Origin of the sequence: Klebsiella sp. KE9456 (assembly GCF_043832615.1) — a bacterium.
GTDB lineage: Bacteria > Pseudomonadota > Gammaproteobacteria > Enterobacterales > Enterobacteriaceae > Klebsiella > Klebsiella indica.
This window is the reverse complement of sequence record NZ_JBDYQK010000015.1, coordinates 99,788-125,680: the sequence shown is the minus strand read 5'-3', so window position 1 is coordinate 125,680 and position 25,893 is coordinate 99,788. Positions and strand designations below refer to the sequence as shown.

The 25,893-nt window shown below is 53.0% G+C and carries 15 protein-coding genes, 1 pseudogene and 1 other annotated feature; of the genes and pseudogenes, 6 read left to right on the top strand and 10 right to left on the bottom strand.

The features are described from left to right. Window positions 1–157: 157 nt before the first annotated feature. Window positions 158–361: a hypothetical protein gene (locus ABK821_RS16465; protein WP_032754101.1), complete on the bottom strand. Its 204-nt coding sequence runs from the start codon at window positions 359–361 to the stop codon at window positions 158–160. A 138-nt stretch (window positions 362–499) separates the two neighbouring features. Between ABK821_RS16465 and yecR the strand changes: the two genes are divergently transcribed. Further along, window positions 500–820 (top strand): YecR family lipoprotein, encoded by a 321-nt coding sequence (gene yecR / locus ABK821_RS16460; RefSeq protein WP_072032065.1) that lies wholly within the window; start codon window positions 500–502, stop codon window positions 818–820. A gap of 38 nt (window positions 821–858) precedes the next feature. On the opposite strand, the gene ABK821_RS16455 is transcribed toward yecR, so the two are convergent. The 5 genes from ABK821_RS16455 to ABK821_RS16435 all read right to left on the bottom strand — a co-directional run bounded on the left by ABK821_RS16455 (window position 859) and on the right by ABK821_RS16435 (window position 5,856). Then, window positions 859–1,167, bottom strand: coding sequence for a hypothetical protein (locus ABK821_RS16455; RefSeq protein WP_141651325.1), 309 nt, complete (start codon window positions 1,165–1,167; stop codon window positions 859–861). Window positions 1,168–1,425: 258 nt separating this feature from the next. Next, window positions 1,426–3,081, bottom strand: a complete 1,656-nt coding sequence (locus tag ABK821_RS16450; protein WP_343178967.1) for a site-specific integrase — start codon at window positions 3,079–3,081, stop codon at window positions 1,426–1,428. A gap of 1,065 nt (window positions 3,082–4,146) precedes the next feature. Further along, complete coding sequence (locus tag ABK821_RS16445) at window positions 4,147–4,326, bottom strand: hypothetical protein (protein WP_343178969.1); 180 nt, start codon at window positions 4,324–4,326, stop codon at window positions 4,147–4,149. Between the two features lie 30 nt (window positions 4,327–4,356). Further along, window positions 4,357–4,977, bottom strand: coding sequence for an L-threonylcarbamoyladenylate synthase (locus ABK821_RS16440; protein WP_138362660.1), 621 nt, complete (start codon window positions 4,975–4,977; stop codon window positions 4,357–4,359). A gap of 9 nt (window positions 4,978–4,986) precedes the next feature. Next, window positions 4,987–5,856 (bottom strand): PHP domain-containing protein, encoded by an 870-nt coding sequence (locus ABK821_RS16435; protein ID WP_308563872.1) that lies wholly within the window; start codon window positions 5,854–5,856, stop codon window positions 4,987–4,989. A 227-nt stretch (window positions 5,857–6,083) separates the two neighbouring features. Beyond that, window positions 6,084–6,179: a sequence feature (Trp leader region), on the top strand. 35 nt (window positions 6,180–6,214) lie between these two features. Between ABK821_RS16435 and ABK821_RS16430 the strand changes: the two genes are divergently transcribed. From ABK821_RS16430 to trpA, 5 genes are read left to right on the top strand one after another with little or no spacing between them, the layout of a single operon-like run. Continuing rightward, window positions 6,215–7,777 (top strand): anthranilate synthase component 1, encoded by a 1,563-nt coding sequence (locus ABK821_RS16430; RefSeq protein WP_138362658.1) that lies wholly within the window; start codon window positions 6,215–6,217, stop codon window positions 7,775–7,777. Further along, a complete protein-coding gene (gene trpD / locus ABK821_RS16425; protein ID WP_138362657.1) occupies window positions 7,777–9,372 on the top strand; it encodes a bifunctional anthranilate synthase glutamate amidotransferase component TrpG/anthranilate phosphoribosyltransferase TrpD in 1,596 nt (531 codons plus the stop codon). Before ABK821_RS16430 ends, trpD begins: the two co-directional genes overlap by 1 nt. A 3-nt stretch (window positions 9,373–9,375) precedes the next feature. Further along, window positions 9,376–10,734 carry a bifunctional indole-3-glycerol-phosphate synthase TrpC/phosphoribosylanthranilate isomerase TrpF gene (trpCF, locus tag ABK821_RS16420; RefSeq protein ID WP_138362656.1) on the top strand — a complete coding sequence of 453 codons (1,359 nt, stop codon included), beginning with the start codon at window positions 9,376–9,378 and terminating at the stop codon, window positions 10,732–10,734. Window positions 10,735–10,743: 9 nt separating this feature from the next. Beyond that, entirely contained in the window at window positions 10,744–11,937 is a 1,194-nt protein-coding gene (gene trpB, locus ABK821_RS16415; protein ID WP_138362655.1) for a tryptophan synthase subunit beta, read from the top strand. Next, the gene (gene trpA / locus ABK821_RS16410) at window positions 11,937–12,746 is read left to right on the top strand and encodes a tryptophan synthase subunit alpha (RefSeq protein ID WP_138362654.1); all 810 of its coding nucleotides are present in this window, start codon (window positions 11,937–11,939) and stop codon (window positions 12,744–12,746) included. Before trpB ends, trpA begins: the two co-directional genes overlap by 1 nt. 747 nt (window positions 12,747–13,493) lie before the next feature. Here trpA and ABK821_RS16405 read toward each other — a convergent pair. The 4 genes and pseudogenes from ABK821_RS16405 to ABK821_RS16390 form a co-directional block, all read right to left on the bottom strand. Further along, the gene (locus ABK821_RS16405; RefSeq protein ID WP_343178971.1) at window positions 13,494–14,231 is read right to left on the bottom strand and encodes a hypothetical protein; all 738 of its coding nucleotides are present in this window, start codon (window positions 14,229–14,231) and stop codon (window positions 13,494–13,496) included. A 928-nt stretch (window positions 14,232–15,159) separates the two neighbouring features. After that, window positions 15,160–15,294 (bottom strand): annotated as a pseudogene (locus ABK821_RS16400) (OmpW family outer membrane protein); the annotation flags it as partial. A 210-nt stretch (window positions 15,295–15,504) separates the two neighbouring features. Then, complete coding sequence (locus tag ABK821_RS16395; protein WP_181244898.1) at window positions 15,505–16,647, bottom strand: tail fiber domain-containing protein; 1,143 nt, start codon at window positions 16,645–16,647, stop codon at window positions 15,505–15,507. A 40-nt stretch (window positions 16,648–16,687) separates the two neighbouring features. Then, window positions 16,688–25,879: a carbohydrate binding domain-containing protein gene (locus ABK821_RS16390; protein WP_224359153.1), complete on the bottom strand. Its 9,192-nt coding sequence runs from the start codon at window positions 25,877–25,879 to the stop codon at window positions 16,688–16,690. Window positions 25,880–25,893 lie beyond the last annotated feature (14 nt).

The window sequence follows — 25,893 nt, the reverse complement described above, 5'->3', positions numbered from 1 at the left end:
ACTATGCAAACTAGAGTTTATAAATGTTATCACATTGAAATTTATAGGATATTTTGAAATTATGAATTAAATGAGAACAGGTCTCATTTTCGATGTGTTCAGCAGTGATTGTGTTCTTGAATGGCGCAGACTAAGCTACGCCATGGTTTGGAGGGGGTTATTCTAATCGTCCCTTGTTCGTATTCACGTAGGGATGAAATTCACCATGAGTAAGACGGGTTTTCCCTGTTTTAGCTTTCAGTTCGGTCCCCATTGTTCTGAGTTTCGCCCTATTGGCTTCAGTCTCCCTCTTCCCTACTTTCTTTGCGTGATAGTTTAGTTCGTAATCTTCCGAGAAATTCACATAATCATGATCTTTCATACGACCCCTTAATCTGTAAAAGTCAACAACCATTTTTTACAACAAGAAAACTCTTAAAGAGCACCTTGCATTGCTTTACTATATGAAATGCATTGTAACATTGTGTGCTTTTTATACATTTTTTATGGAATCGTGATCATGCGCAAAAGTTTATGGTTTGTAGTTGCTTCTATGTTGGTTTTATCGGGATGTGCAACTAAAAAACAAATGGTTCCCACTGGAGGCAGTAAAGCTGATGGGACGGTTCGTATGAGTTATGCATATGGTTTATTTGAGAAACCGGTAATCGACCCACAGCAAGGTATGACAGCGGCCAAAGCACGCTGCGCTGCCTGGGGTTATAATGGTGCAGAGCCTTTTGGGGGGTTCACGTCTCAGTGCACGCAACCATCATCATCAGGGTGTATGGAAACTACTGTTACAGTTGAGTATCAGTGCACTGGGGATATCAAAAAGTAAGTGTGTGTGGGGCTAATACAGCCCCTTATATTTTAACCCTAATTAGGCACCCATTCGACCAATGCGACAGGCCAGATTTCACGAAAAATATCAACAATAATATATTTCTCTGAATCATTACGCTGCCCCTCAAAAATAGCGTAGAAAAATTTATTACTTTCCCATAAATCTTTAAATTTTTCTTTTTCCTCATGTAATACATAGTGCCCATCAAAACGTTTGTAATCGAAACACTCTGTGCCAGGCAAGCGTGCTTTCTCAAATTTTCTTAAAATTGATTCAGTATCGTTTCCCTCTAGAGTTAAGGTCTCAACGGGATGGTTTGAAAATGCGTAATACTCTTTCATTATTAACCTCACGAATCACTTTCGGGCTTTTATAGACAATAAAATGTAGGTAAACACTGCGGCAACGGCCCCGATGATACTGAATATCCACGGTATAGAGCTAACCCCCCCATGATGTGAGCATGCCCCTCGACTACCAATCGATGAAGACCCCCAACCGTCACTACATCCAGAAAATAGCGTGCCAAGATATACAAATACAGCGAGCACAATTAGTGAAATAACGAATCTAAACATAGCGTTCCTTATAAAACTACATCACCAATTTACACAGTCTACCACTGTTAGCAGTTGGCTAAGCGCAGGCCTATGAGTGTATCGTGCCGTTATGCCTAGCGATTGCGTTCTACTATGCCCTACAACAAATTGAACGAGCGCAGCGTTACCAGTTTTCGCTATGGCCTCAGAGATAAAGGTATGGCGGCATGCATGGATAACGCGCTTCTGTCCAAATTCGTTGTATTTCGGAACATTGCAATCGTCCATTAAACTACGCCATTGAATAGCGGTATATTCGTAGGTTGGCAAGTCGTTAAACACAAGATCACCATTTTTAAGGGGCTTAATTCGAGCTAACAACAGCGCCTCAATACTTTTACTGATTGGGATTTGTCTCTGTGCGTGTTCCGTTTTACCGTCCTCAATGAAGATGTAGTAACGCCCCGTTTCCTCATCCTTGCGTATGTGCTCCTTGCGTATAGCCGCCATTTCACCCCGGCGAGCACCGGTGTAAATTAAAGTAAGGAAGTAGTCTTTACGCCAATCGGTAAACGTAGATAACCGTTCTATGAGCCGTTGCATCTCAGGCCGCGAGTAATGCCCACCTTTGTTCTCCGTCACCTCATACTTGATCCCCTCAGTGGGAGCCTTTTCTAAGATATCCTTTTCATCTTTAAGGAAAACTTTGAAAAACGAGGAATAAATCTTGAGGTGCTTTTTAACATTGGCACTACTGATCAAATCGTCTTCAGGAACATCAAAGTCTATGCACTCCTCTAACGTCATCTCTGAGTAAGGCTTCACATTACGGCGTGGCAGGTTCTCAATCACTGCCAGAGTTTGGCGTATGTGCTGTTTGGTGATACTCCCCACAGGAATATCCCCTAAAACATGCGTCAGCACCTCATAGAAGCGATTATTCTCGCGAGCTATGGTGATAACCCATGTTTTCCCCTTCTCCGCTACAAACAGTTTCCACGCATCTGAGAGTAACGGTGTAGTGTCATCGTTAGGAGCATCAACAGTTACAACAGCCTGTTTAGTTGCTGGTTTCTTCAGCTTTTCAGTTTCAGCCAATTGGGATTGCATGGAATCAACAAGAGCACGATAACGGACAATATCACCAGCATAGAACGCCTCATATGCCTGATGTAACATAGCCTGATGCATATCAATCTGCCCCGCCACCTCATAAGCCTGGTCTAGGTCTCGTTGACCGAAAGAAACTTTCTTCTGGTGCAAAGTGGCAAGTAACATCCGAGCGGTAGAGTCCCCCCCGCTGTAGACGCGGTTTAGGAGGGTCTCAGATTGCCCCTTAGCCTCCTCAACACTCTTTGATGCTGAAATAGGACTATCAGGGAAAATTGACTTGTTCAGTCGTCCGAGTTCCGGCATCCGCTTAACCTCATCAACGCCTAGCCTCAACCAATCCAACAGATAGGTATCAAAATCGCGCTGGGTGGCTTCTCTGAAACCATCGATATGCATTTTGAACTGCTCGACGGATAGCGAGCCATTTTGAACGAGAGGAATATATGGGCTTAGGCGACTCATCGTCACTTGAACAGCTTTTAGGGAATCAGTGCCCAGACTGCGACGAAAGAATGTCCCATCAGGGAGACGAAAATTGATGTAGAAAGTGTTGCCGCGTTTGGTAGTGAATTTCGGAGCTTTGTTGTCCACTCTGTTACCCATTGCGTTGACCCTTTTGTTATACATTTCATAGAGTTAACGCTAACGACTTGATTTATGATGTAGATTTATGGCCTTCCCAGGCGTCGTGGTATACATAGAAAAACAGGACGCCAGGAATAACTCTTTCCTGGCCACCTGTTCTGTAAATATTTTTCCGTTCTCTGAACCGTTATCGCTAACGACTGAGACGTGCCTGCTGGCGTGGGCCGACATCATACACGAACTTTAAGATGAATGCTTCTGTGCGTTCCGTCATGTCAGCGCTTGCCAACAGAACCCGTTGTTCACGATGAACCGATGGCCAGCAGATTTTCTGTCTACGGAAACGGTATCAGCACGAATAGTCGCACCATAGAGATCATTGGCCACGGCATCGGTGGACCCCTACGTAGTTTTTATCATTAGGGGTAAGATCGTATTGCCATTTATAATTTTTAGGATTATTCTTAGTTTGCGTTTCGTTTTTCACCCTTTGCATTCATTATTCAATTAAAACAAAGGTCTGGGATAAGTTCACATGCCCGGTCTCATTCATAAATGAGTCTTGAGAATGAAAAATATTGAACCACTTAAACTTCGTGACGTTTGTTATGCAAAAATAAAAACATGTAATAATGATGAAATGATAATTAAGATTTCCGAGATTACGATGGTTGTCTCGCAAGGTAATATTTGCATCCTTTCATTAAAAAGCATGCCCTCTCCTGTAAGATTAAGAAACAAGCTTTCTGAAATTGAATCACTGCTCAATATGACCCAACATCTCGTTATCCCGTGCACTGAAGACACATGTACTGGCTCAGAAAATACGTGATAATAATTAACTTGCGCTTTTTTTAGTTACAAAAAGCAACGAAGTGAATGTACTATTGAAACCTTATCAATACATTCATAACAATATTTCAACAGACTCTCGGCGCATCGCGATATCTCCCTGCCAGAGGTTCATTTTTATTATTTATCAGGCCCTGTTACCACGCAATTCAGGCTGCATAAGGATACCCAGGAAATAAAACGCCAGCATGTTTTTCCCTCTCTTTAGAAGAGAGAGGGAATTGACTCATTTCACGTTTCATTACATAACAATGCGTCAACACCTTTTAAGAAGAAAATAATTTCTGGCCAACCGAAAATTTTCTCCCGCTCGCCCTCCGGGGATACCATGACTATCCGCAAGCCCCATGCCAACGCAATGCTGAACAGCCACAACAACACTGCGCAAACCAAAAAAAAATCGCCGTTCATCACCATTCCTGTGCGAAAACAGGCCAGTGCTCACAGAAACGGCTTCACGTCACCAACGCCTTCACGCAGCACAACCGGCACGTCGTCGGTCAGATCAATAACCGTCGTCGGCTGCTGCCCCAGATAACCGCCATGAATAATCAGATCCACCTGCTTCTCAAGACGATCTTTGATCTCTTCCGGATCGGACTCAGTAAAATCGCTGCCGGGCAGCATCAGCGAGGTGGAAAGCATCGGCTCGCCGAGCGTTTCCAGCAACGCCTGAGCTATCGGATTAGACGGTACGCGCATACCAATGGTTTTACGCTTATCCTGCAACAACCGGCGCGGCACCTCTTTGGTCCCCTTGAGGATAAAGGTATAGTTGCCCGGCGTATTATTTTTAATCAGCCGAAAGGCCACGTTATCGACGAATGAATAGGTCGATAGCTCGGATAAATCGCGGCACATCAGGGTAAAGTTGTGACCATCAGGTAGATCACGAATACGACAAATCCGCTCCATCGCGCCTTTATCTTCAATTTTGCAGCCTAATGCATAGCCGGAGTCGGTCGGATAGACGATAACCCCACCTTTACGCACAATTTCCACCGCCTGGTTAATCAGCCGCACCTGCGGGTTTTCCGGATGGATATAAAAAAACTGGCTCATACTTCCCTCTCAATGTTGTTCTGTGGCCACTTCCCAACTACGCCAGATTCCTTCTACACCAGCGGGTAGCCAAAGTTTACGTCCCAGTTCGATCCACGGACAGGGTTGATGAAAATCAGACCCTTGCGATGCAAGAAGACCAAACTGTACGGCATATGCAGCAAGCCGGGCGCGCTCATGCGGTGCCTGTTGACACTGCGCGACCTCCATTGCGTCGCCCCCCAGTTCACTAAAGTGGGCCAGCAGTCGCTTCAACCATTTGGCGGAGAGGTCATAGCGACCCGGATGAGCAATAACCGCTTTACCGCCAGAATGATGAATGACATCAATTGCTTGTTTTATTGTACACCACTGAGGAGGGACGTAACCGGTTTTCCCGCGTGCAAGATATTTCTTAAACACGTCAGCCATACACTTAGCATGGCCGGCCTCCACCAGAAAACGGGCAAAATGGCCGCGCGTCACCGCCCCACCATCGGCCAGCTTCAGCGCACCTTCCCACGCGCCGGGGATCCGCGCTTTCTCCAGCCGCTCAGCAATCCGTTGCGCGCGATTCTGACGACGCGCTTTCTGTTCATCAAGCAGCGCGGTCATCGCCGGATGGGCAATATCAATATTCAGGCCGACAATATGAATTTCGTGATTTTCCCACAGAGTAGAAATTTCCACCCCGGTGACCAGCGTCAACGGCAGGGAGGCGCGCGCGATCTCCGCCTGCGCGGCGGGGATCGCCGCTACGGTATCGTGATCGGTAATCGCCAGCGTACGGACACGCATCTGATGTGCGCGATAAACTAGTTCTTCTGGTGTCAGTCGTCCGTCAGAGGCAATCGTGTGGCTATGCAGGTCGTAAATCACTGCGTAATGGGTGTTGCTCAAGATGACTCCTGCTGGACATAAACCGGTACCCGTCATACTTTAAGTCACAGGCAGATTGACTGCGGCACGGCAACTTAAGTTATTAAGGATATGAATAAGTGCATCATCATACCGACTCACAGAGAAAATCTGCAAACGGGGGTTGACTTTAATCCCTCGGACTAGTTAACTAGTACGAAAGTTCACATGAAGGGGTATCCGCAATGAAAACGCTATTTATCACTCTGCACGGCTGGTGGCGCGCGTCCTGTTATCGGGCAGCGTAATCGCGTTTTGCACTCAGCATACAGATACCCGGCCCGCCAATGAGCGGGCTTTTTATTGGACAAATTTTTCTACCGAACAGGCGAGAACAATAATGCAAACATCAAAACCGGCACTCGAGCTTCTCACCAGCGACGCCATCTATCGGGAAAATCCGACGGCGTTATTCCATCAGTTATGCGGCGCACGACCGGCCACGCTGCTGCTGGAATCCGCTGACATCGACAGTAAGGATGATTTAAAAAGCCTGCTGCTGGTTGATAGCGCGCTGCGCATTACCGCACTAGGTGACACTGTCACCATTCAGGCACTTTCCGCCAATGGCACAGCGCTGTTAGATCTGCTGGATAGCGCGCTTCCCGCCGGTATCAATAATCAGCGTCAGCCTACTAGCCGGGTATTGACCTTCCCGCCGGTCAGTACGCTGTTAGATGAAGACGCCCGCTTATGCTCGCTGTCGGTGTTCGATGCTTTCCGCCTGTTACAGGATCTGATTACCGTACCGCAGGACGCGCGTGAAGCGATGTTCTTCGGCGGCCTGTTCGCCTATGACCTTGTCGCCGGTTTTGAAGACCTGCCGCCGCTGAAAAGTGATACCGCCTGCCCCGATTACTGCTTCTATCTGGCGGAAACGCTGCTGATTATCGACCACCAGACCAAAAACACCCACATCCAGGCCAGCCTGTTCACGCCGCTGGAAAGTGAAAAACAGCGCCTGTTACAGCGTATCGCCCAGCTTCGTCAGCAGTTAAATGAACCGCCAGCGCCGCTGCCGGTCACCACGGTCAGCGAGATGCGCTGCGACTGCGATCAGAGTGACGAAGAGTACGGTGCCGTGGTGCGTAAAATGCAACGCGCCATCCGTGCAGGCGAGATTTTCCAGGTCGTGCCATCACGTCGCTTCTCGCTGCCCTGCCCGTCGCCGCTGGCCGCTTATGATGTGCTGAAAAAGAGTAACCCTAGCCCGTATATGTTCTTTATGCAGGACAATGACTTCACGCTGTTCGGCGCCTCGCCGGAAAGCTCCCTGAAGTACGATGCCGCCAACCGCCAGATTGAGATCTACCCGATTGCCGGCACCCGCCCGCGCGGTCGTCGCCCGGACGGTTCGCTGGATCGCGATCTCGACAGTCGTATTGAGCTGGAGATGCGTACCGACCATAAAGAACTTTCCGAGCATCTGATGCTGGTTGACCTGGCGCGTAACGACCTCGCGCGCATCTGTACGCCGGGCAGTCGCTATGTTGCCGACTTAACCAAAGTTGACCGCTATTCGTTTGTTATGCACCTCGTCTCCCGCGTGGTCGGCGAACTGCGCAACGATCTCGACGTTCTGCACGCTTATCGCGCCTGTATGAACATGGGCACCCTCAGCGGCGCGCCGAAAGTTCGCGCGATGCAGCTTATCGCCGCCGCTGAAGGCAAGCGGCGCGGTAGCTACGGCGGCGCGGTGGGCTACTTTACCGCTCACGGCGACCTTGATACCTGCATCGTGATCCGTTCTGCCTACGTGCAGGAGGGCATTGCCACGGTACAGGCCGGTGCCGGCATTGTTCTCGATTCCGTTCCTCAGTCAGAAGCGGATGAAACTCGTAATAAAGCTCGCGCGGTGCTGCGCGCTATCGCCCAGGCCCATCACGCGAAGGAGACTTTCTAATGGCCGACATTCTGCTGCTCGATAATATCGATTCTTTTACCTATAACCTGGCAGATCAGCTACGGGCGAACGGCCATAACGTGGTGATTTACCGTAACTCTGTGCCGGCGCAAGCGTTGATTGAGCGCATCGGCACCATGAAAAACCCGGTACTGATGCTCTCTCCGGGCCCAGGCACACCGAGCGAAGCAGGCTGTATGCCGGAGCTGCTGACCCGGCTGCGCGGCAAACTGCCGATTATCGGCATCTGCCTTGGGCACCAGGCGATTGTGGAAGCCTACGGCGGTTACGTCGGCCAGGCCGGTGAGATTCTCCACGGTAAGGCTTCAAGCATCGAACATGATGGCCAGGCGATGTTTGCCGGTCTCAGTAATCCCTTGCCGGTCGCCCGCTACCACTCGCTGGTCGGCAGTAATATCCCGGCAGGGTTGACCATCAACGCCCACTTTGACGGCATGGTCATGGCGGTGCGTCACGATACGGATCGCGTTTGTGGTTTCCAGTTCCATCCTGAGTCGATTCTGACCACCCAGGGCGCGCGTTTGCTGGAACAAACCCTGGCCTGGGCGCTGCAGAAGCTGGAGCAGACCAATACCCTGCAACCGATTCTGGAAAAACTGTATCAGGCTGAACCCCTGAGCCAGCAGGAAAGCCACCTGCTATTTTCAGCCGTCGTACGCGGCGAAGTGAAACCCGAACAACTGGCCGCCGCGCTGGTGAGTATGAAAGTGCGCGGCGAACAACCGCAGGAAATTGCCGGGGCCGCCACCGCCCTGCTGGAAAACGCCGCCCCCTTCCCGCGCCCGGATTATCTGTTTGCCGATATTGTTGGTACCGGCGGCGACGGCAGCAACAGCATCAATATTTCCACCGCCAGCGCCTTTGTTGCCGCCGCCTGCGGCCTGAAAGTGGCAAAGCACGGCAATCGTAGCGTCTCCAGTAAGTCAGGCTCTTCCGACCTGCTGGCGGCATTCGGTATCAATCTGGATATGAACGCCGATAAATCTCGCCAGGCGCTGGATGAACTGGGCGTTTGTTTCCTGTTCGCGCCGAAGTATCACACCGGGTTCCGCCACGCCATGCCGGTCCGCCAGCAGCTTAAAACCCGCACCCTGTTTAACGTGCTCGGGCCGCTGATCAACCCGGCTCACCCGCCGCTGGCGCTGATTGGCGTCTACAGCCCGGAACTGGTGCTCCCCATTGCCGAAACCCTGCGTGTACTGGGCTACCAGCGTGCTGCGGTGGTGCATAGCGGAGGAATGGACGAAGTGTCGCTGCATGCGCCGACGGTGGTCGCTGAACTGCACAATGGCGAAATCAAAAGCTATCAGTTGACTGCAGCCGACTTTGGTCTGACGCCTTACCATCAGGAGCAACTGGCAGGCGGCACGCCGGAAGAAAACCGTGACATTCTTACGCGCTTGCTACAAGGTAAAGGTGAAGCCGCTCACGAAGCCGCTGTTGCCGCCAATGTCGCCATGTTGATGCGTTTATATGGCCATGAGGATCTGAAGGCCAACGCGCAGCAAGTTATTGATGTGCTGCACAGCGGAGCGGCCTATGACAGAGTAACCGCATTAGCGGCAAGAGGGTAAATAATGCAGACCGTGTTAGCGAAAATCGTTGCCGACAAAGCGATTTGGGTAGAAGCCCGTAAACAGCAACAACCATTAGCCAGTTTTCAGAATGAGGTGGTACCCACGCAGCGTAGTTTTTACGACGCCCTTGCCGGTACCCGCACCGCATTTATTCTTGAGTGCAAAAAGGCCTCGCCATCAAAAGGCCTGATTCGCGAAGATTTTGACCCGGCGACTATCGCCGGGATCTACAAGCACTACGCCTCGGCTATTTCGGTGCTGTGTGATGAAAAATATTTCCAGGGCAGCTTCGACTTTTTGCCTGTCGTCAGCAAAGTCGCACCGCAGCCGATTCTGTGTAAGGATTTCACTATCGATCCTTACCAGATTTACCTGGCGCGCTACTATCAGGCCGATGCCTGTCTGCTGATGCTCTCGGTACTGGATGATGAACAGTATCGCCAGCTGTCCGCCGTCGCGCACAGCCTCAATATGGGAGTTTTGACCGAGGTCAGCAATGAAGAAGAACTGGAGCGCGCCATTGCCCTGAAAGCGAAAGTGGTGGGTATCAATAACCGCAATCTGCGCGATATGTCCATTGACCTTAATCGTACCCGCACGCTGGCGCCTAAGCTTGGTCATGACGTCACCGTGATCAGTGAATCCGGCATCCATACCTATGCCGAAGTACGCGAACTGAGCCACTTCGCCAATGGTTTCCTGATTGGTTCGGCGCTGATGGCGCACGATGATCTGAACGCCGCCGTAAAACGCGTACTGCTTGGTGAAAATAAGGTCTGCGGCCTGACCCGTCCGCAGGATGCCCAGATTGCCTTTGAATCCGGGGCGGTCTACGGCGGGCTTATTTTCGTCCCGTCGTCACCGCGCGTGGTGAATGAGGCCCAGGCGAAAGCGGTGATTGACAGCGCCCCGCTGCACTACGTCGGCGTGTTCCGCAATACGCCGGTGCCAGAGGTGGTCGCCCGCGCGGAAAACCTCAACTTAGCCGCCGTACAGCTGCACGGCAGCGAAGACCAGGCCTATATCGACGCCCTGCGCGCCGAACTGCCCGGCAAAGTGCAAATCTGGAAAGCCCTCAGCGTTGGCGAAACATTACCGCAACGTAATCTGAACCATGTCGACAAATACCTTTTCGATAATGGCCAGGGCGGTAGCGGGCAGCGTTTCGACTGGTCTCTGCTGCACGGGCAGGATCTGCGTAACGTTCTGCTGGCAGGCGGCCTCGGCGCCGATAACTGTGTGGAAGCGGCCAAAAGCGGCTGTGCCGGACTCGATTTTAATTCAGGCGTGGAGTCGCAGCCGGGTATAAAAGATGCCAGCAAACTGGCCTCGGTGTTTCAAACGCTGCGCGCATATTAAGGAGCAATAATGAGTACTTTACTGAACCCCTATTTTGGCGAATTCGGCGGGATGTACGTCCCGCAGATCCTGATGCCTGCCCTGCGCCAGCTGGAAGAGGCATTTGTCAGCGCGCAAAAAGACCCGGCCTTCCAGGCAGAATTTACCGGCCTGTTGAAGAACTACGCCGGTCGCCCGACAGCGCTGACCAAATGCCGTAATCTCACCGAAGGTACGCGCACCACGCTGTACCTGAAGCGTGAAGATCTGCTGCACGGCGGCGCGCATAAAACCAACCAGGTTCTCGGCCAGGCGTTGTTGGCGAAAAGGATGGGCAAAACGGAAATTATCGCCGAAACCGGCGCCGGCCAGCACGGCGTCGCCTCGGCTCTCGCCAGCGCCCTGCTCGGCCTGAAATGCCGCATCTACATGGGCGCCAAAGATATCGAACGCCAGTCGCCGAACGTCTTTCGTATGCGTCTGATGGGCGCAGAAGTGATTCCGGTGCATAGCGGCTCGTCAACGCTGAAAGATGCCTGTAACGAGGCCCTGCGCGACTGGTCCGGTAGCTACGAAAAAGCCCACTATATGCTTGGCACCGCCGCCGGTCCGCACCCGTTCCCGACCATCGTGCGTGAATTCCAGCGCATGATTGGCGAAGAGACCAAAACCCAAATCCTTGACCAGGAAGGTCGCCTGCCAGACGCGGTTATCGCCTGCGTCGGCGGCGGTTCTAACGCTATCGGCATGTTTGCCGACTTTATTGACGAGACGAAAGTTGGCCTGATTGGCGTAGAGCCAGCCGGTCACGGGATTGAAACCGGCGAGCACGGCGCGCCGCTGAAACATGGGCGCACAGGTATCTACTTCGGCATGAAATCGCCGATGATGCAGACCGATGACGGGCAGATCGAGGAATCCTACTCCATCTCCGCCGGGCTGGATTTCCCGTCTGTCGGGCCACAGCACGCCTATCTCAACAGCATCGGCCGGGCCGATTACGTATCGATTACCGATGATGAAGCGCTGGATGCCTTTAAAGAGCTTTCCCGCCATGAAGGAATTATCCCGGCGCTGGAGTCTTCTCACGCCCTGGCGCATGCGCTGAAAATGATGCGCGAAAACCCGGAAAAAGAGCAGTTGCTGGTGGTTAACCTTTCTGGCCGCGGCGATAAAGACATCTTCACCGTACACGATATTCTGAAAGCGCGAGGGGAAATCTGATGGAACGTTACGAAACGCTGTTTGCACAACTGAAAGCCCGCCAGGAAGGCGCGTTTGTTCCCTTTGTCACCCTTGGCGATCCAACCCCTGAACAGTCGCTGAAGATTATCGATACGCTGATTGAGGCGGGGGCTGATGCGCTGGAACTGGGCATCCCTTTCTCCGACCCGCTGGCGGATGGTCCGACGATTCAGGGCGCCAACCTGCGCGCGTTTGCTGCCGGCGTAACGCCCGCGCAATGTTTTGAAATGATCACCGCCATCCGACAGAAGCATCCGACGATCCCCATTGGTCTGCTCATGTACGCCAACCTGGTGTTCAGCCCGGGCATTGATGAATTCTACGCCGCATGCGAACGCGCGGGCGTTGATTCCGTACTGGTCGCCGATGTGCCTGTTGAAGAATCCGCGCCGTTCCGCCAGGCTGCGCTACGTCATAACATCGCGCCAATTTTTATCTGTCCTCCCAATGCCGATGATGACCTGCTGCGCCAGATTGCCTCCTATGGTCGCGGTTACACCTATCTGTTGTCCCGTGCCGGAGTGACCGGCGCGGAAAAGCGCGCCGCGCTGCCGCTGCACCATTTGATTGAGAAACTGGCCGAGTACAACGCCGCACCGCCGCTACAGGGCTTTGGCATCTCCGCGCCGGAACAGGTCGCGGCCGCGATTGATGCCGGTGCCGCCGGGGCGATTTCCGGCTCCGCCATCGTCAAAATCATCGAGCGCAACGTTAACGATCCTCAGGCGATGCTGACTGAACTGAAAGCCTTTGTGCAGAGCCTGAAAGCCGCCACTAAGGCGGCATAAACGCGCCAGCCGTCCGGCCCCGCCGGGCGGCTAGTTTTGTTGTAAATTTCCAGCCTACTCTCCACGCACTATTATTCACCCATTATGACGGAATATGGGCTGGATGTTGTCATGGCGGCAACCGGCATACTGAGCAGAATCAGCATAATTCACCCTTCTTTTTTCCGCACAATGCCCCGTCTTATTTAACCATCAAATTAAGTCGTTTTTTTCGGGTGCGAAGATAATAAATGGCGTGCGCTACTGGTAACATCAGCAGTGAAGGAAGAAGATCGAACAGTTCCAGATAGAGATAGCTGATATTTAACTCTATTGAAATGAACCAATAAATCACCAGATAATTCACGGTGAAGTAAAATACCTGTAAGTGTGACTTGCTATGTCTGGCTATCAGATATGCAAATAGAATGCATAACACAAAAGATACACCAACAAACCATAATAAAGTCGCGATCGCATAACCTATAGTTGCCATGGTTCCTCTCCAGATTGGTTATGGATAAAAAATATTTTTCATACGCTTATTTTCAACGCGCGCATTGATTTAAATAAAAATAATGAGCTTCAATCCTATGAATTGCAGGCCAGAACGGTTAGTCGTATTAAACGCGGCAAATCGGCAACCCATAAGAGCAAGCCTCATGGCTCAGACGAATCACTCAACAGCCAGCGCACCTGCCGCCCGAAGCAGAGGGGCATATACTGAAGAAAACTGAGGATCCATATGGGGTGGTCCATGCCTTGCTTTTACAATAATTTCTGCGCTAATGGTTCAGGGGAAGATAGCGAATCCGACTCCCTGGGAAGCACAAAACCCCGTTCCATTAAACGCGCTGCGATAGCAGGTTGTTTGACTGCCAACGCCAGGCGAAGCAGATTATCCGCACTGCACAAAGGCACAGAGGTGCTCTCCGGCAAATCCAGACAGTAATCCATCCGCGTCACATTCCCTGCCCTGATATAAGTGCGTAAAGCCTCGCAACGCGCAGCGGCAGTAGTTCGTTGAAGAAGAACGTTAACGATTTCATCTTTCAGTATGTTGTTACTTATATAAACAGGTAAATAAATCTGATCAGGGGATGCCCCTGCATCAAGCATGATAGTGATAACTTCAGGATATGGCGTATTCTTAGCCGCCACCTGTAAGGGAAACAAAGCTTGCGACTCAACAACTTCTGACTCCGGCCAGAAAATACGCAGTGGCTTCACAATGCCGCCCATCACGGAGGCATCTGGCGTGGATACGAATTTTTTTTTATAGCGCTCATTTTCCAACGCGAGCCCGGCAATAGCGGCTCTGACCTCGTCTGGCGTTGCACGGGCATAAAATTGCGGTTGGTACAAAACCCCGGGCTCAGACTGAACGGCGCGGAGATGATTGACCGAATCACCAATTATCCCACATCCGGTAACAAAGAATACGATGGCAATAGCTATTGCCCCGAATATAACCTTAACCTGGTGTCCTTTACCAAACTGATGCATAGCAATTCCTTGTCAATATCTGGTTATACCCGTCATACTTCAAGTTGCATGTGCGTTGGCTTTCCTCGTTCACCCCAGTCACGTACTGGAGTACGCTCCCGGGGATTCACTGCGTCGCCGCCTTCCTGCAACTCGAATAATTTAGGGTATATATTTGCTATTTCTTATCACAATCAAAATGAATTGCACAACTTTTCTATCTAAATGTTCGCGCAAAAAAATCGTCTGACCGTTTCTTCAGGACTCATATCATAAATTAAAAATATCTTTATTCCTGTGTAAATCATAAATTGCCGCTATTTTTCCCTAAAATGGGCGCTTTTAATAAATCCACTAAATATTTCTGTGCATAGTAATATGCCTCAACTAATTTAAGTCGCAGGGCAAACAGCACTCACACTGAAGGAACCGCTGAAAAAAATCCTTATTTATATGCGAGCTTTTTCAGCAACGTTCATATAAAGCGCATGTTGGCAGGGTGTACCGTAACCCGCGGGCAGAATTGTTATCGCGAGGTTTAGCGGGAATGTTCCCTATCAACCCAGTTCTGCACTGCTACCATCTGCATCGCTCAGTTTGGTTGATGGGCCGTTAGCGAAGGAGGTTACAGGCTTTCAGAACCGATGTTTTACCCTGCCCCTCTTTCCACACTTCCCTGGAGCTATGACAGCGACCAGACCACCAGAGGGCAGCCCGAACAGCGACGTTTTTAACGCCGATTGAAAAAAATCGCTTCCGCACAAAAGTTGGGGTTGATATCTCAAATGAGAAATATTATCTTTCTCACTACCGAATAGTTGAGTAAACAACTCAGGTATTCGGTACGACATTGCTCACATTGCTTCCAGTATTTTTGCCCGCACTTGTGCGGGCTTTTTTTTATGGCTTACAGCAACCGGCCATGCAATGACCGGTTTTGCAGACGACGTTAGAAACGGTAGCCTGCAGAGAACATAAACACCCACGGATCCAGACGGACACTGTCGTGCTGCTGAGCGCCAGCCAGTTTATAGTTCGCGGTGGTATCGATATCCATGTACCAGACCGACACACCCCCAAGAAAAGAGTAATGATATGTTTTTTAAACGAAAATCCTTGTGTCAGAATATGAAAATAAGTTTTTTTTCGCAATTTTAACATCTTGATTTGCCTGAAAATAATTATCGTTTTGCAGAATGTTTTTGTACATATCAACAGCACAAATACTGTATATAAACACAGCTATAATGACGAAGTAGGAGAAGAAAAGAAAAAATCAGGGCTGCTATCCGGTTTAACCTAAAATATTGTTTAGCTTAGTCTCTAAATAATCTACTCGCTCAATCAGCACTTTTACCGCCGCCAGTGTATCCATCAAGAGCACGTTGTTATCGAGCTGAAGGCGGTCATCGTCCACCCTCTCACCGTTGAGCATATACGACGTGTTAATCTGCTTAACATACTGTTGATCGACCTGCTGTGCCTGCTGCGCGATTATTCCCCGGCGCGTCCTGTTCTGCTCATCGTCGTTATAGACGAACGTCACCAGCTCAAGCTGACGAATGCGTTCAAAAGACAGCTGGCCGTCAGTCGGTTGAATGTCATGCTTTAACCGCGCATCCGATGTGCCCTGGAACTGAACGTTCCCGTTCTGGCTGCTGTAGATTCTCCCATCGTTCAGGAACTGCCAGTACTGAACCGCGTTAGCGTAGCCGCGAACCATTAAAACATACCTGTGGTTTGTGCCTACCTGCTCTTCGTACCACGATCCTGCGGCGCCTGAGTCGCCGTTACTGTCACCCCCCCGGTAGTTGAACCTGTACAGCGTCTGAGGTGTGCCGATAACCGTCCCATTTGCCGGGTTGGTGGGATCGACATCAACCCTTGAAACATATCCCGGCGAATAAGGGGCGCTGTAAATCGTTGACGCCCCTGAGTAAATCCCGAATCCGCCACGGACGCGCAAACCGGGATAAATAGCCAGCGCGCCGTCTTCAGTGATGATCCGGTGTGTGTAGTCAGCAGCGCTACCTTTGTGGTGAAAATCAATAAACGGCGCGGTATCGCTGCTGATCTCCAGATTGCCGGCATCAATCGCAGTGAACTGCGTACTGCTGTTCTTCCTGAGTATTTGCCCTGCCGCTGTAATAGTGGCGCTGAACGTCACGCCCTTACTGAACGTCTGCGGCTGCGTAAATGTGTTTGTTATAGTAGTCTTCGCCACGCCTTTCAGGGCGTTGTCGATTGCAGTCTGCCGGGTGCTATATTCGCTCAGGAATTGCGACCACGATTTCACAGTCCCGGTCGTGCCATCCGGTTTAGTTACCGTCACGTTACCGGAGCCGAATAGAAATTGCTGCTGATTGGCCAGGTCTGTATAAGTTCTGTCGAAGCACTTCTGAATGCTGGCTGCTAATGCGTCGCTGATTGTTGCCATGTTGATTTCGGCCCCCGAAGGGGCCGCTCCATTTTTTTAATTATCTCCATGAACCTGTCGAGCGGGTCATAAGTGCAAAACCGCCCACCCACCTATAAATACCGCTTCCCTCTACCGTAATCTCGCATCTGACGTTCTGGTCGGTAATTCCGGCCTTCACTCCCATCACAGGGATATAGCGAGTTGATGCGTTAGACGCTGCGGAAGTCACACTAAACTCGTTTACCTTCTCACCCTTAATCCATACCATGATTTTGCCCACAAAATTCACATCACAGGCGACAACGGCGGAGACGGCATAAGTTTTAGATAGCCCCGCGCCAGAATCATAGTGAGTAATGTCGGGTCTTACCCCATTCTTGAACACCCCAGCAGAGCAAATGTCTCCAATAAAATTGCTTGCCTGCACGGTCCCCCTGAATGTCCCATCGGTAGCGTCGATTGTTCCACGGAATGATCCGCTTGACGCCTCAACATGTCCGCGAATGGTCACGTTATTAAATACCGCTGAACCGGCCTTGTTGATCGCCCACCCGGCGGTGTCGCCGTTCCAGTTGGTCGACTGGATATTATTGCTAATCTGCGCAAAGTCGATGACCAGATTTCTGGCCATCGCCTGCTGCATATATGCGCCGTTACCGTCGACACCGAAGGCCAGATTGCTTTTATCGCCGTTGGGCACATAAACACCGAACTGGTCAGCCTGCACCAGGAACTGTGATTGCCCGCTGCCGTTAATCCCCAGCTGAATCCCCGCAACGTAGTTCTTGCCGCCGGAAGATGTGTTGACCTTCACGCCCCATTGCGCACCCAGTTTTCCGTTTAAATCCGCCACGGTTGATGCCGTCTGCTGAACGGTCGCTGACATATCCCCGACCTGAGAGGTCAGCGTGGTGATCTGCTCAGTGGTTGATTTTTCCAGGTCAGCAACGGTTTTGCTCGTCGTTGTAATTGCAGCGCTGTTGTCACCAATCATGCTGCGCATCTGGTTAAAGCCGTTCGACATCGCCAGGCCGTTGGCTGCGATAGTTTCATCCTGCCGGGTTATTCGTGATTCAGCGTCACCTACACGTGAGACCAGGCTTGTGATTTGCCCTGCCTGTGCTTTGATATCCTTGCCCTGCTGCGTCACGGTAGCAGAGAGCGCTGTCGTCGCATCGGCAGCGGCTTTTGCGTCCGCTTTCGCATCCTGCGCATCGGTCACGTCGACGATGGTCAGACCGTCAATGAATAGCGAATACCCGGCACCGCCTGACGTACCACGGCACGAGACCCACAAAACGCCCTGTGCGTGGGTGCCGGAGATAGTTGCGACGCCGGTCACCTGGACCCATTGATCACGTTTACCCCCCAGGGAAGTTGCGGTGTCGTTTACCACAACCCCTGCTGGCCATGAGTTACCGGCTCCGCCTTCGCCGCGTGTCATCATACCGATGCGCGTAGACCAGCCCGATGGCGGGGATTCGGTCCCCTGCATCATCACCCATGCGCTGAAACGATATTTACCACCGCTACGAATAGCTAACCAAGTACCGGTTGTCTTGTCGCTGTTCCCGGTTTCACCGCTGTTACGGGTCACCTTACCGGACTTGCTGCCATCGCGTTTTGCCTGCGTCGTCGCGATGAACTGCGCACCTGCGATCCGCTGGTTATCTGCATACGATTCAAACGAGCCGTCAATGAACGGGTTCAGAGACTTCTGCGACACGGTCCCGAGGTCCGCTTTAACCTGTGTCACCGCATCAGCCTGGGCGCTGATAAGGTCGCCCTGGTTCTTGACCGTGGTCTGAATAGTAGAGATGCCGGCAGCATTTGCCGCGATGTCTACCGCGTCGGTGACGTCCAGCAGATAGAGATCATCAACATAGAGGTTACCTTTGGACAGTAACGCCATGAAGCTGACCTGAGCGAACGTGGTGGCCGTCGCTTTCCAGGTCTTACTAATCTCTGTCCACTGCGATCCGGTCTGGTAGTTTTTCGGGTCAAACTGGACTTCGATAACCGGGTTGGTCTGGCCGGTGATACCCATGCGGATTTTGTTATTGCCCTGCGCCGTCGATGGCATCTCGGCATTGCCATCGGCACGAATCCACCCGCCCAGCTTATACGTGCGGCCTTTCTGGATCGGGATGTCATATTTCTGCGCAATGGTGTCCTGCGCGGAGTTGTGTGCGGACAGCTTCAGGATACGACCGCCTGAGTGCGGCGACTGCGCGTCGATAACAGTGGCAACGGTGGTTGAGCCTTGCGTCCAGGAGTCCAGGCCTCGCTCGAAGCCACCATTCGCGACAAGATTACCGGCCATCTTATTATCGATGTCCGCCAGCGCAGCCGTGAGGTTAGAGGATACTACGGTGGTAGCTGCTGCGTTCGCGATGATGTCCTGCTCTGTCTTCGTCACACGCTGCGTAAGCTGCTGCGTCGCGCTGGTGTTGGCCGCGATTAGGATGGCATCGGTGATGTCGTAGATCGCCACGTAATCGATATCCACCTCGGCGGCGTCCGGGAAGCAGTAGATCCCGAAGGTGACCGCCACGGTGCCGTCCGGGCAAGCGTTGAAGTCGTATGTCTTGACGTCGAACGCCGTGGCGAACTGTAGCGTCTGCTGCTCGTAGCCGCTGGTGCCATCCGGGCGGTGCGCCCAGCGTCTGACCATCAGGTTACCTGCCCCGGAAACTTTCTTCGCTTTGACAACAATGCGGTATTTCTTATTCCCGCCATCCACCTGAAATTTGTGCTGCCCGTTTGGGAAGATCCCGGAGTAGTTACCGGAAGCCCACTTTATGCGGACGCCCGCTTTACCCTCTCCATAATCACCGAATTTAATCTGCCCGCCTTCCTGAGTGGTCCACGCGACAGACCCTTGGCGAAAATCGTAGTTTGGGACGAGATTAGCGCCAGCGTCGCGTAGAGACTCGACCCATCCCGCGACGCTGGTTAGCGCCTGGCTGGTCGTGTCGATATCTTTGCCCTGCTGCGTTGTGGTCTGCTCAAGCTTCGTGATTGCCTGACTGTTCGCCGTATTCCCTTTTTCGACGTTAGTCACGCGGCCGGTGACGGCGGTAATTGCGTCGCTGTTCGCCTTGATATTTTTGCCTTGTTGCTCGACGGTACCGGACAGGCTCGACACACTACCGGCAGCGGCATCTGCGGCGGATTTGGCTTCTTGCGCGGCCGTGACTTCCCGCAGATGCCAGTCGGTAGCGTACCAGACAGACTTAAACGGGCTGCTTTGGTTAATCTGCAGAAACGGGCGCAGATATCCGTAAGTCCAGCTGGCCGGGACCGTCCAGCGCCAGACAACCTGTCTCCAGGTTTGTGTCGGGGCCACGTTGCCGTTTGAATTGCGCGCCGTACCGCCGCCTGTGGGTGTCGTTGTGCTGGCGATATACAGGTTAAACGGCGCCGTCGCGTCTGCGCGCGCTGCAACCCATACGGACATCTCAAAGACCTGACCCGGTTTAACGGGGATCGCCGCGAGGTTGGCGAAGTGGTCACGGCGATCCAGGCGGACGACATAGCGGTTAGGGCATCCCGCCGGGATGTCCGCATCATAAGGGATTGAGTCGTCGGTCGCGTCGTCGACGGTATCGCGACGCGTAAAGCCGAAGCTGCTATAGGCCGGGTCAAAGGTCGGGTTAGGGATGTAGTCCCCACCGGACGACGTTGCAGCGTTCAGGCTGGCGTTGAGGCCGGTGATCTGCTGGCCTGTCGTGGTCAGCTTGCCCTCGGCGGTCGACACGCGGGTGGTTAGCTGGTTCAGTGCCTCAATGGTGGCCGCCTTAGCCACTTCACCTTCTACTGTGCTCACGCGGCCTTTCAACGATGTGACGGCGTCGCTGGTCGTCTTAAGGTCTTTGCCCTGCTGCGTGACGGTCTGTGAAAGCGCGGTGACAGTGGAGCCATCCGCTTTCGTGGCGATAGTCTTGCCGAGGTCGGTTTTTACGTTGTCGATCTTGCCGTCCAGGCTGGTGATCTGCCTGGACTGCGTAGACAGAGATCCTTCGGCAGCGGTTACACGCTGGGTCAGACCGGTGATAGCCTGGCCCTGCGCGGTGTTTTTGTCGTCGGCGTCCTTTTTGTTCGCGTCGACAGTATTAGATAAGTTGGTGGTGCGCTCAGCCTGCGCGGTAATATCTTTTCCCTGCTGCGTTACCGTGGCCTTCAGCGCGTCAACCGCTGCCGTGGTTGCCTTCTTCGCGACTTCTGCGTTAGTCGAATCGATGCGCCCGCCCAGGCTGGTGATTTGCCCGGCTTGTGTGGTGATATCCTTCTCTGTCTTCGTTACGCGGGATGATAGATCCGTAACGGCTTGCGCCGACGCCATCCCGGCGATCCCGTTAGACGCTGACAGCATGAAGTTACGGAAATAGAAGCGGGCCGCCGCCGGAGTCCAGCCGCCGCACGCCAGGCGCAGATAGACCCACTGTCCGGGGAAATCATTCGGGATCTTCAGCGTGATAGTTTTCGTCTGCCAGGCGGTGGTAAGGCCGGAATTCCAGTCGAATTTATTCACTAACCACGTGGTCGGGTCACTCCACGTTTTAATCAGGCCAATATTAAACATCTGCGTGCCGGTGCTGATCGTGGCATCTGACACTTTGACATCAAAGGACAGGGTAAGCGTCTGCCCGGCTTCTACGGGTACTTTCGTACCGTTCGCTACGCGGCACGCCGGTTTATCGGTGGTCAGCGCCTTCTGCGTAGCGTCGAATACCGGCGCGCCGTCGCCTGAGCCGGATAACGTCCACGATGAGATACTGGCGGTCGCGTCACCGTTCAGTAGCAAGTTGCCGGTGTTCAGGCGGTTGATAAGGTTCGTCGTCTGGTTTGACGTCGTTTCTAACTTACCTTCGGCAGCGGTTACCCTGGTGGTTAGCCCGGTCATGGCTTCAGCTGTGGCGTTGTCCTGCGGCGCTTCGCTCCACTCGGTGGCGACATTACCCACTTCGAATTTCGGCGAGTTGATGAACAGCGTACGCGCGACCGTAGCGGGTTGCAGACGGCCCAACAGCAGACGTTTTGTGCCGGTCCCGGCGGTCTGCTTCCACTTGACCCAGTATCGTTGCCATCCGGTGGTAATATCGAAAGTCACACCACCATCACCGGCAGATCCTTTCTTGCCCTGGCTGGTTTCCCATGATCCGGTGGTATTCGGGTTGTAGAAATAGGCGTTAAATGTCAGCGCAACGGACCCTTTCGCATAGAACGAATAGACGTACTCGGTACCGTCAACCGGTGCGGCAAGTGTGACCTCTGTCTGATTGTACGCGGTGCCGTTCGCCGCGACCGAGATAGCCAGGCTGGCATTGCCTTTGAACCGCTCTGATTTGCTGGCGTTGCCGTAGCCGGTCAACTCGCCCGAATTCGGCAGCAGGTTGGCCCCGCCCACGCGCATGTTGTCCAGCCTGGAGTTAAGACCGGTAATGCTCTGACCCTGGGATGCGATCGTGCCGTCCTGCGCGGTGTTCTTCGCTTCGATGTTCTGAATCGCGGTCGTATGCCCGGCGATAACGCCGTTTGCCGTGGCGAGGTCAGCGGCTACCTGGTCCGTTTTGCTCGCCGTGGCTTCGAGATCGCTGGCGATAGTGTCCATGCGAGAGGAGGCCGCTGCCGTTGATTTATCGTAGTCCACGCGCAACGTGTCCACGCGAGAGCCGATCGCCTTCTCCGCTGTAACGCGAATTTTGCGCTCTTCGTAAATCAGGCCGCTGGTCAGCAGGTCCGGGTTAGTGCCAGTCTGCGTGCCGCGAAGCTGGACCGCTAACTGGTTGCGGGTGGTAGCCTCGGCGCTGTCGGCATCGGTCATTGCCTGGCGTAGTTCCTGAACTTGAGCCTGTGACGCCCCCGGAGTCGGACGGCCCACGGCGAACCAGTCGATCTCGAAGTGGTTAGCCGTAGACAGGCCCGCCGTATTGAAGTCCAGGCGTACACGACGGATGTCTGCCGATGCGGTCCAGGGGATGTCCGCGATAGACACCACTGCGATCCCTGTGGACGGGTCGAATTGTGGTTCAGGTACGGTGATTCGGCGAGTGTCGACCCATCCTTGTTCAGTCTGGCCGGTCCACCACAGGCGAAGATTCCACGACGGCGAGCCGATTTTGCGGACGCGAAAGCGAATGTATTTATACGCTGTGGCGTCGATTTTGGTGGCGTTCGGGCTGCGCATTGTGCCGGTTGGCCCTGCCGGAATCAGCCAGCCATCGGAGGTAATCGGCAGCGGTAATTTCCAGCTATCATCCTCGGCCCATCCTTCGGAGTCTTTATCGAAATAAGAGATCGATGTGAAGTCGAATTGTTCGCCAGATCCCGCGCTGAGAGACGCGATTTGCAACGCCAGTGAATCGTTGACGTTCTGAATCGTGGTATTTACCGTCTGGATCTGCGCGTCGACGGCGTTCTTCTGTGCCAGAAGGTCATCGGCGGCTTTCTTAGCCACGGCAGCGTCGTCTGTTTCGGCCTTCGCTACTGCATCGGCGACTTTTTTCGCTGCGTCGGAGGCGGTCGCGGCGTCACCAGCCGTGCGGTCTTTGACTTCCTGCGCCAGTCCTGCAGCTGTGGTGTTGCCCTTTGAGATTGCTGCCGTTAAGTCTTTGCCCTGCTGCGTGACAATAGCACCCTGCGCGGCGACGTCCTTCGCCGCCTGGTCAGCGGCTCCCTGAGCGGCGTCCGCAGCCTGCTGCGCAGCGTCGGCCGCAGCACTGTTGTCCTGGATTCCTTTATTCAGTTCCTCATAAGTATCCGAGCCTTTCAGCGCATCGTCGAGCTGCTGGTAATAGTCATCAACGTTATCGCTGGACATTCCCTGCACCCAGCTGGTCCACGGAGAGACATTACCCAGGCGGTCAACCAGCCGCGCGCGATACCAGAAATGCGTGGCGATCTGCAGGCCCATCTGCTGATACTGCTTGCCTGGATACGCTAAATCGGTCAGCGGCATCGCACCGTTCCCGCTCTTGTCCGGGCTGTACTGCAGCTCTGTGCGCTGGGTATCTTCTGAACCTTCCGGGAATTCCCAGCGAATCTCGATACCTGCGGTCAGTGAAACGGTCGTCAACGACAGCGGCGGCTGCGGCTCACCGACTTTCCCGGTCAGGGTCTTTTCTTCCGAGTACGCCCAGCTACTGGAAATTTCAGCCGCGTTGATCGCGCGGACCCGAACAAGATAACGACCGGCATAAATGCCGCTGACCTCAAATGACGTGGTCGAGCTGCGCGGCACGTTAATCCAGTTGCCATCATTGCGGCGCCACTGTGCCTCATAGGCGACAGCATTTTGCACCGCGTCCCAATTGGCCTGCAGGGTTTCGACGCTGATCCCCTGATTCACCACGGAGAATGACGTCAGGAGGATGCCATCTGGCGGAGCCTGATTGCCTGGCGGGATAACACTAATCGGGCGCTGGTCGATGATTGCGCCGGTATCGATACGCGCAAATTTATCCGGGTCATGAGCCACGCCGGTAATGGTGAGCGTGCCGTTATTGTTGTCCTTTACACCGATAACGCGGTACTGCTGCGGCACCAGGTCGGTATATTCCACGATCCAGACGCACTCCGCCTCTGGTGTCTCGCTGTATCCCGTCGTGACCGTTACCTGCCGGCGGCCATTCACCGACTGGATGGTCCTGGCCTGCGAGATACCCGATGGCAGATTCAGATGCAGGCGGTCGCCCTCTTTTGCATCGATATCACGGTCGAGCGTGATGACGCGTCCATTCACCGCGCTGATACGACCACCATTAACTCGCCCGGCCAGCCGTTCGTCGCCCAGCCCAATGATGTAGCCCGGCTGCGGGATCCTGCCGTCAAGACCAACATCAATCTCGACCATGCGGTCCTTGTTATTAGTTAGGATCCCCCATAACCCTTTACGATGGGCTTCACTCTGCCGCGTACACCCAATGGCCGTGACTTCCAGTTGGTTAAAACTGTATCGGGAAACCAGTTCCGGGATAAATGCGGGCTCCATCGCATCGGCATAGGCGTTATCCGGATCAGACCATGAGACCAGCGCATTGGTGTATCGGGCCTTACTGGTGCTGCTGGAATAACGAGGACTACCGATAATATTCGCGCGCGTATAGTTGAAATCAACATCACGCGGCATATCGGCCTGCACGATAATCTGTTCACCACTCCAGCAGGTCATCCCCCGGAAAATAGCAGCGAAATCACGCAATACGGTGTAGGCGTCGTTGCGCTCCTGAACATAAACATTACAGAGATGGCGAGGTTCCATGCCATCGCCACCCCTGCCATCGGGTATCAGTTGATCGCAATACTGCGCAATCGGGTAAAGCGCCCATTTGGAGATATTCGCACTGGTTAGACGATCGCCAAGACCGAAACGATCAGAGACAACGATGTCGTAATAAATCCATGCCGGGTTGTCAGTCCATGCCCATTTGAAGCCCCCTGTCCATGTGCCGGTATATTCACGCGTTTCCGGGTTATAGTTGTCCGGGACGCGGACAATACGCCCGCGCGGCTCGCAGGAGATTTGCGGGATAGAACCATTGAACTGGCTGGAGTCGAATTCGATATAAAGCAGCGCTGTATGTGGGTAACGCAGCTTCGCGTCAATAACTTCGGTATAGCTCTGCAGCGTCATGACGTCGCCGATTTTGACGCTGTTTGCGTCCGGCGATACCTTGCGAAGACGCAGCGTCCAGGTGCTACCTGCCTGCGGTAAATCGATGCGGTGGCTACGTTCATACCCGGAAGTTGTTTTTCCTGAGACGGCGGTCTCCAGTACGGTCTGCCAGGCGCCGCCGTCGGTCTGCAGGTCAATCGCATACTTGACGGTATTCCCCACTACATCGCCGTCGTCTTCCTGCTTCATCAGGGAGGGCCATTTCAGGCGGACACGAACGGCAGAAAGCTGGGTATTGGTAAACGTATGGGTCCAGGCGGTCTCACTGGAAACTTCCGTCCCTACCGAAATTTCATTTTCAGTACCTGGAATACCCTGAATATAACTTTGTGCCTGCGTCCCAGGTCGGAATTCCCAGGCCACACCACTGAAGTTTTGCGAACCATCGGCATTCTCAAGAGGGGTACCGTCGAGATAAATATCTTTCCCGGTTAAACCACCAGCAAACTCCCCCTCACCCAATGCGATAAGAATTTTGGCTTTTGCTACAGACTGTAAATCGTCCGGCTGTTCCGTGGGCGTACGCTGTTTAGAGCTGCCACCCTTACGCCCTTTAATGATGTTATTTGCCATATTACGCCCATAAA

What these genes read in the sequence shown, in the direction of transcription:
- yecR (WP_072032065.1), top strand. Translation starts at nt 500, where the DNA reads ATGCGCAAAAGTTTATGGTTTGTAGTTGCTTCTATGTTGGTTTTATCG.
- trpB (WP_138362655.1), top strand. Translation starts at nt 10,744, where the DNA reads ATGAGTACTTTACTGAACCCCTATTTTGGCGAATTCGGCGGGATGTAC.
- ABK821_RS16390 (WP_224359153.1), bottom strand. Translation starts at nt 25,879, where the DNA reads ATGGCAAATAACATCATTAAAGGGCGTAAGGGTGGCAGCTCTAAACAG.
- ABK821_RS16455 (WP_141651325.1), bottom strand. Translation starts at nt 1,167, where the DNA reads ATGAAAGAGTATTACGCATTTTCAAACCATCCCGTTGAGACCTTAACT.
- ABK821_RS16440 (WP_138362660.1), bottom strand. Translation starts at nt 4,977, where the DNA reads ATGAGCCAGTTTTTTTATATCCATCCGGAAAACCCGCAGGTGCGGCTG.
- ABK821_RS16450 (WP_343178967.1), bottom strand. Translation starts at nt 3,081, where the DNA reads ATGGGTAACAGAGTGGACAACAAAGCTCCGAAATTCACTACCAAACGC.
- trpD (WP_138362657.1), top strand. Translation starts at nt 7,777, where the DNA reads ATGGCCGACATTCTGCTGCTCGATAATATCGATTCTTTTACCTATAAC.
- ABK821_RS16445 (WP_343178969.1), bottom strand. Translation starts at nt 4,326, where the DNA reads ATGAACGGCGATTTTTTTTTGGTTTGCGCAGTGTTGTTGTGGCTGTTC.
- ABK821_RS16465 (WP_032754101.1), bottom strand. Translation starts at nt 361, where the DNA reads ATGAAAGATCATGATTATGTGAATTTCTCGGAAGATTACGAACTAAAC.
- ABK821_RS16430 (WP_138362658.1), top strand. Translation starts at nt 6,215, where the DNA reads ATGCAAACATCAAAACCGGCACTCGAGCTTCTCACCAGCGACGCCATC.
- ABK821_RS16405 (WP_343178971.1), bottom strand. Translation starts at nt 14,231, where the DNA reads ATGCATCAGTTTGGTAAAGGACACCAGGTTAAGGTTATATTCGGGGCA.
- trpCF (WP_138362656.1), top strand. Translation starts at nt 9,376, where the DNA reads ATGCAGACCGTGTTAGCGAAAATCGTTGCCGACAAAGCGATTTGGGTA.
- trpA (WP_138362654.1), top strand. Translation starts at nt 11,937, where the DNA reads ATGGAACGTTACGAAACGCTGTTTGCACAACTGAAAGCCCGCCAGGAA.
- ABK821_RS16395 (WP_181244898.1), bottom strand. Translation starts at nt 16,647, where the DNA reads ATGGCAACAATCAGCGACGCATTAGCAGCCAGCATTCAGAAGTGCTTC.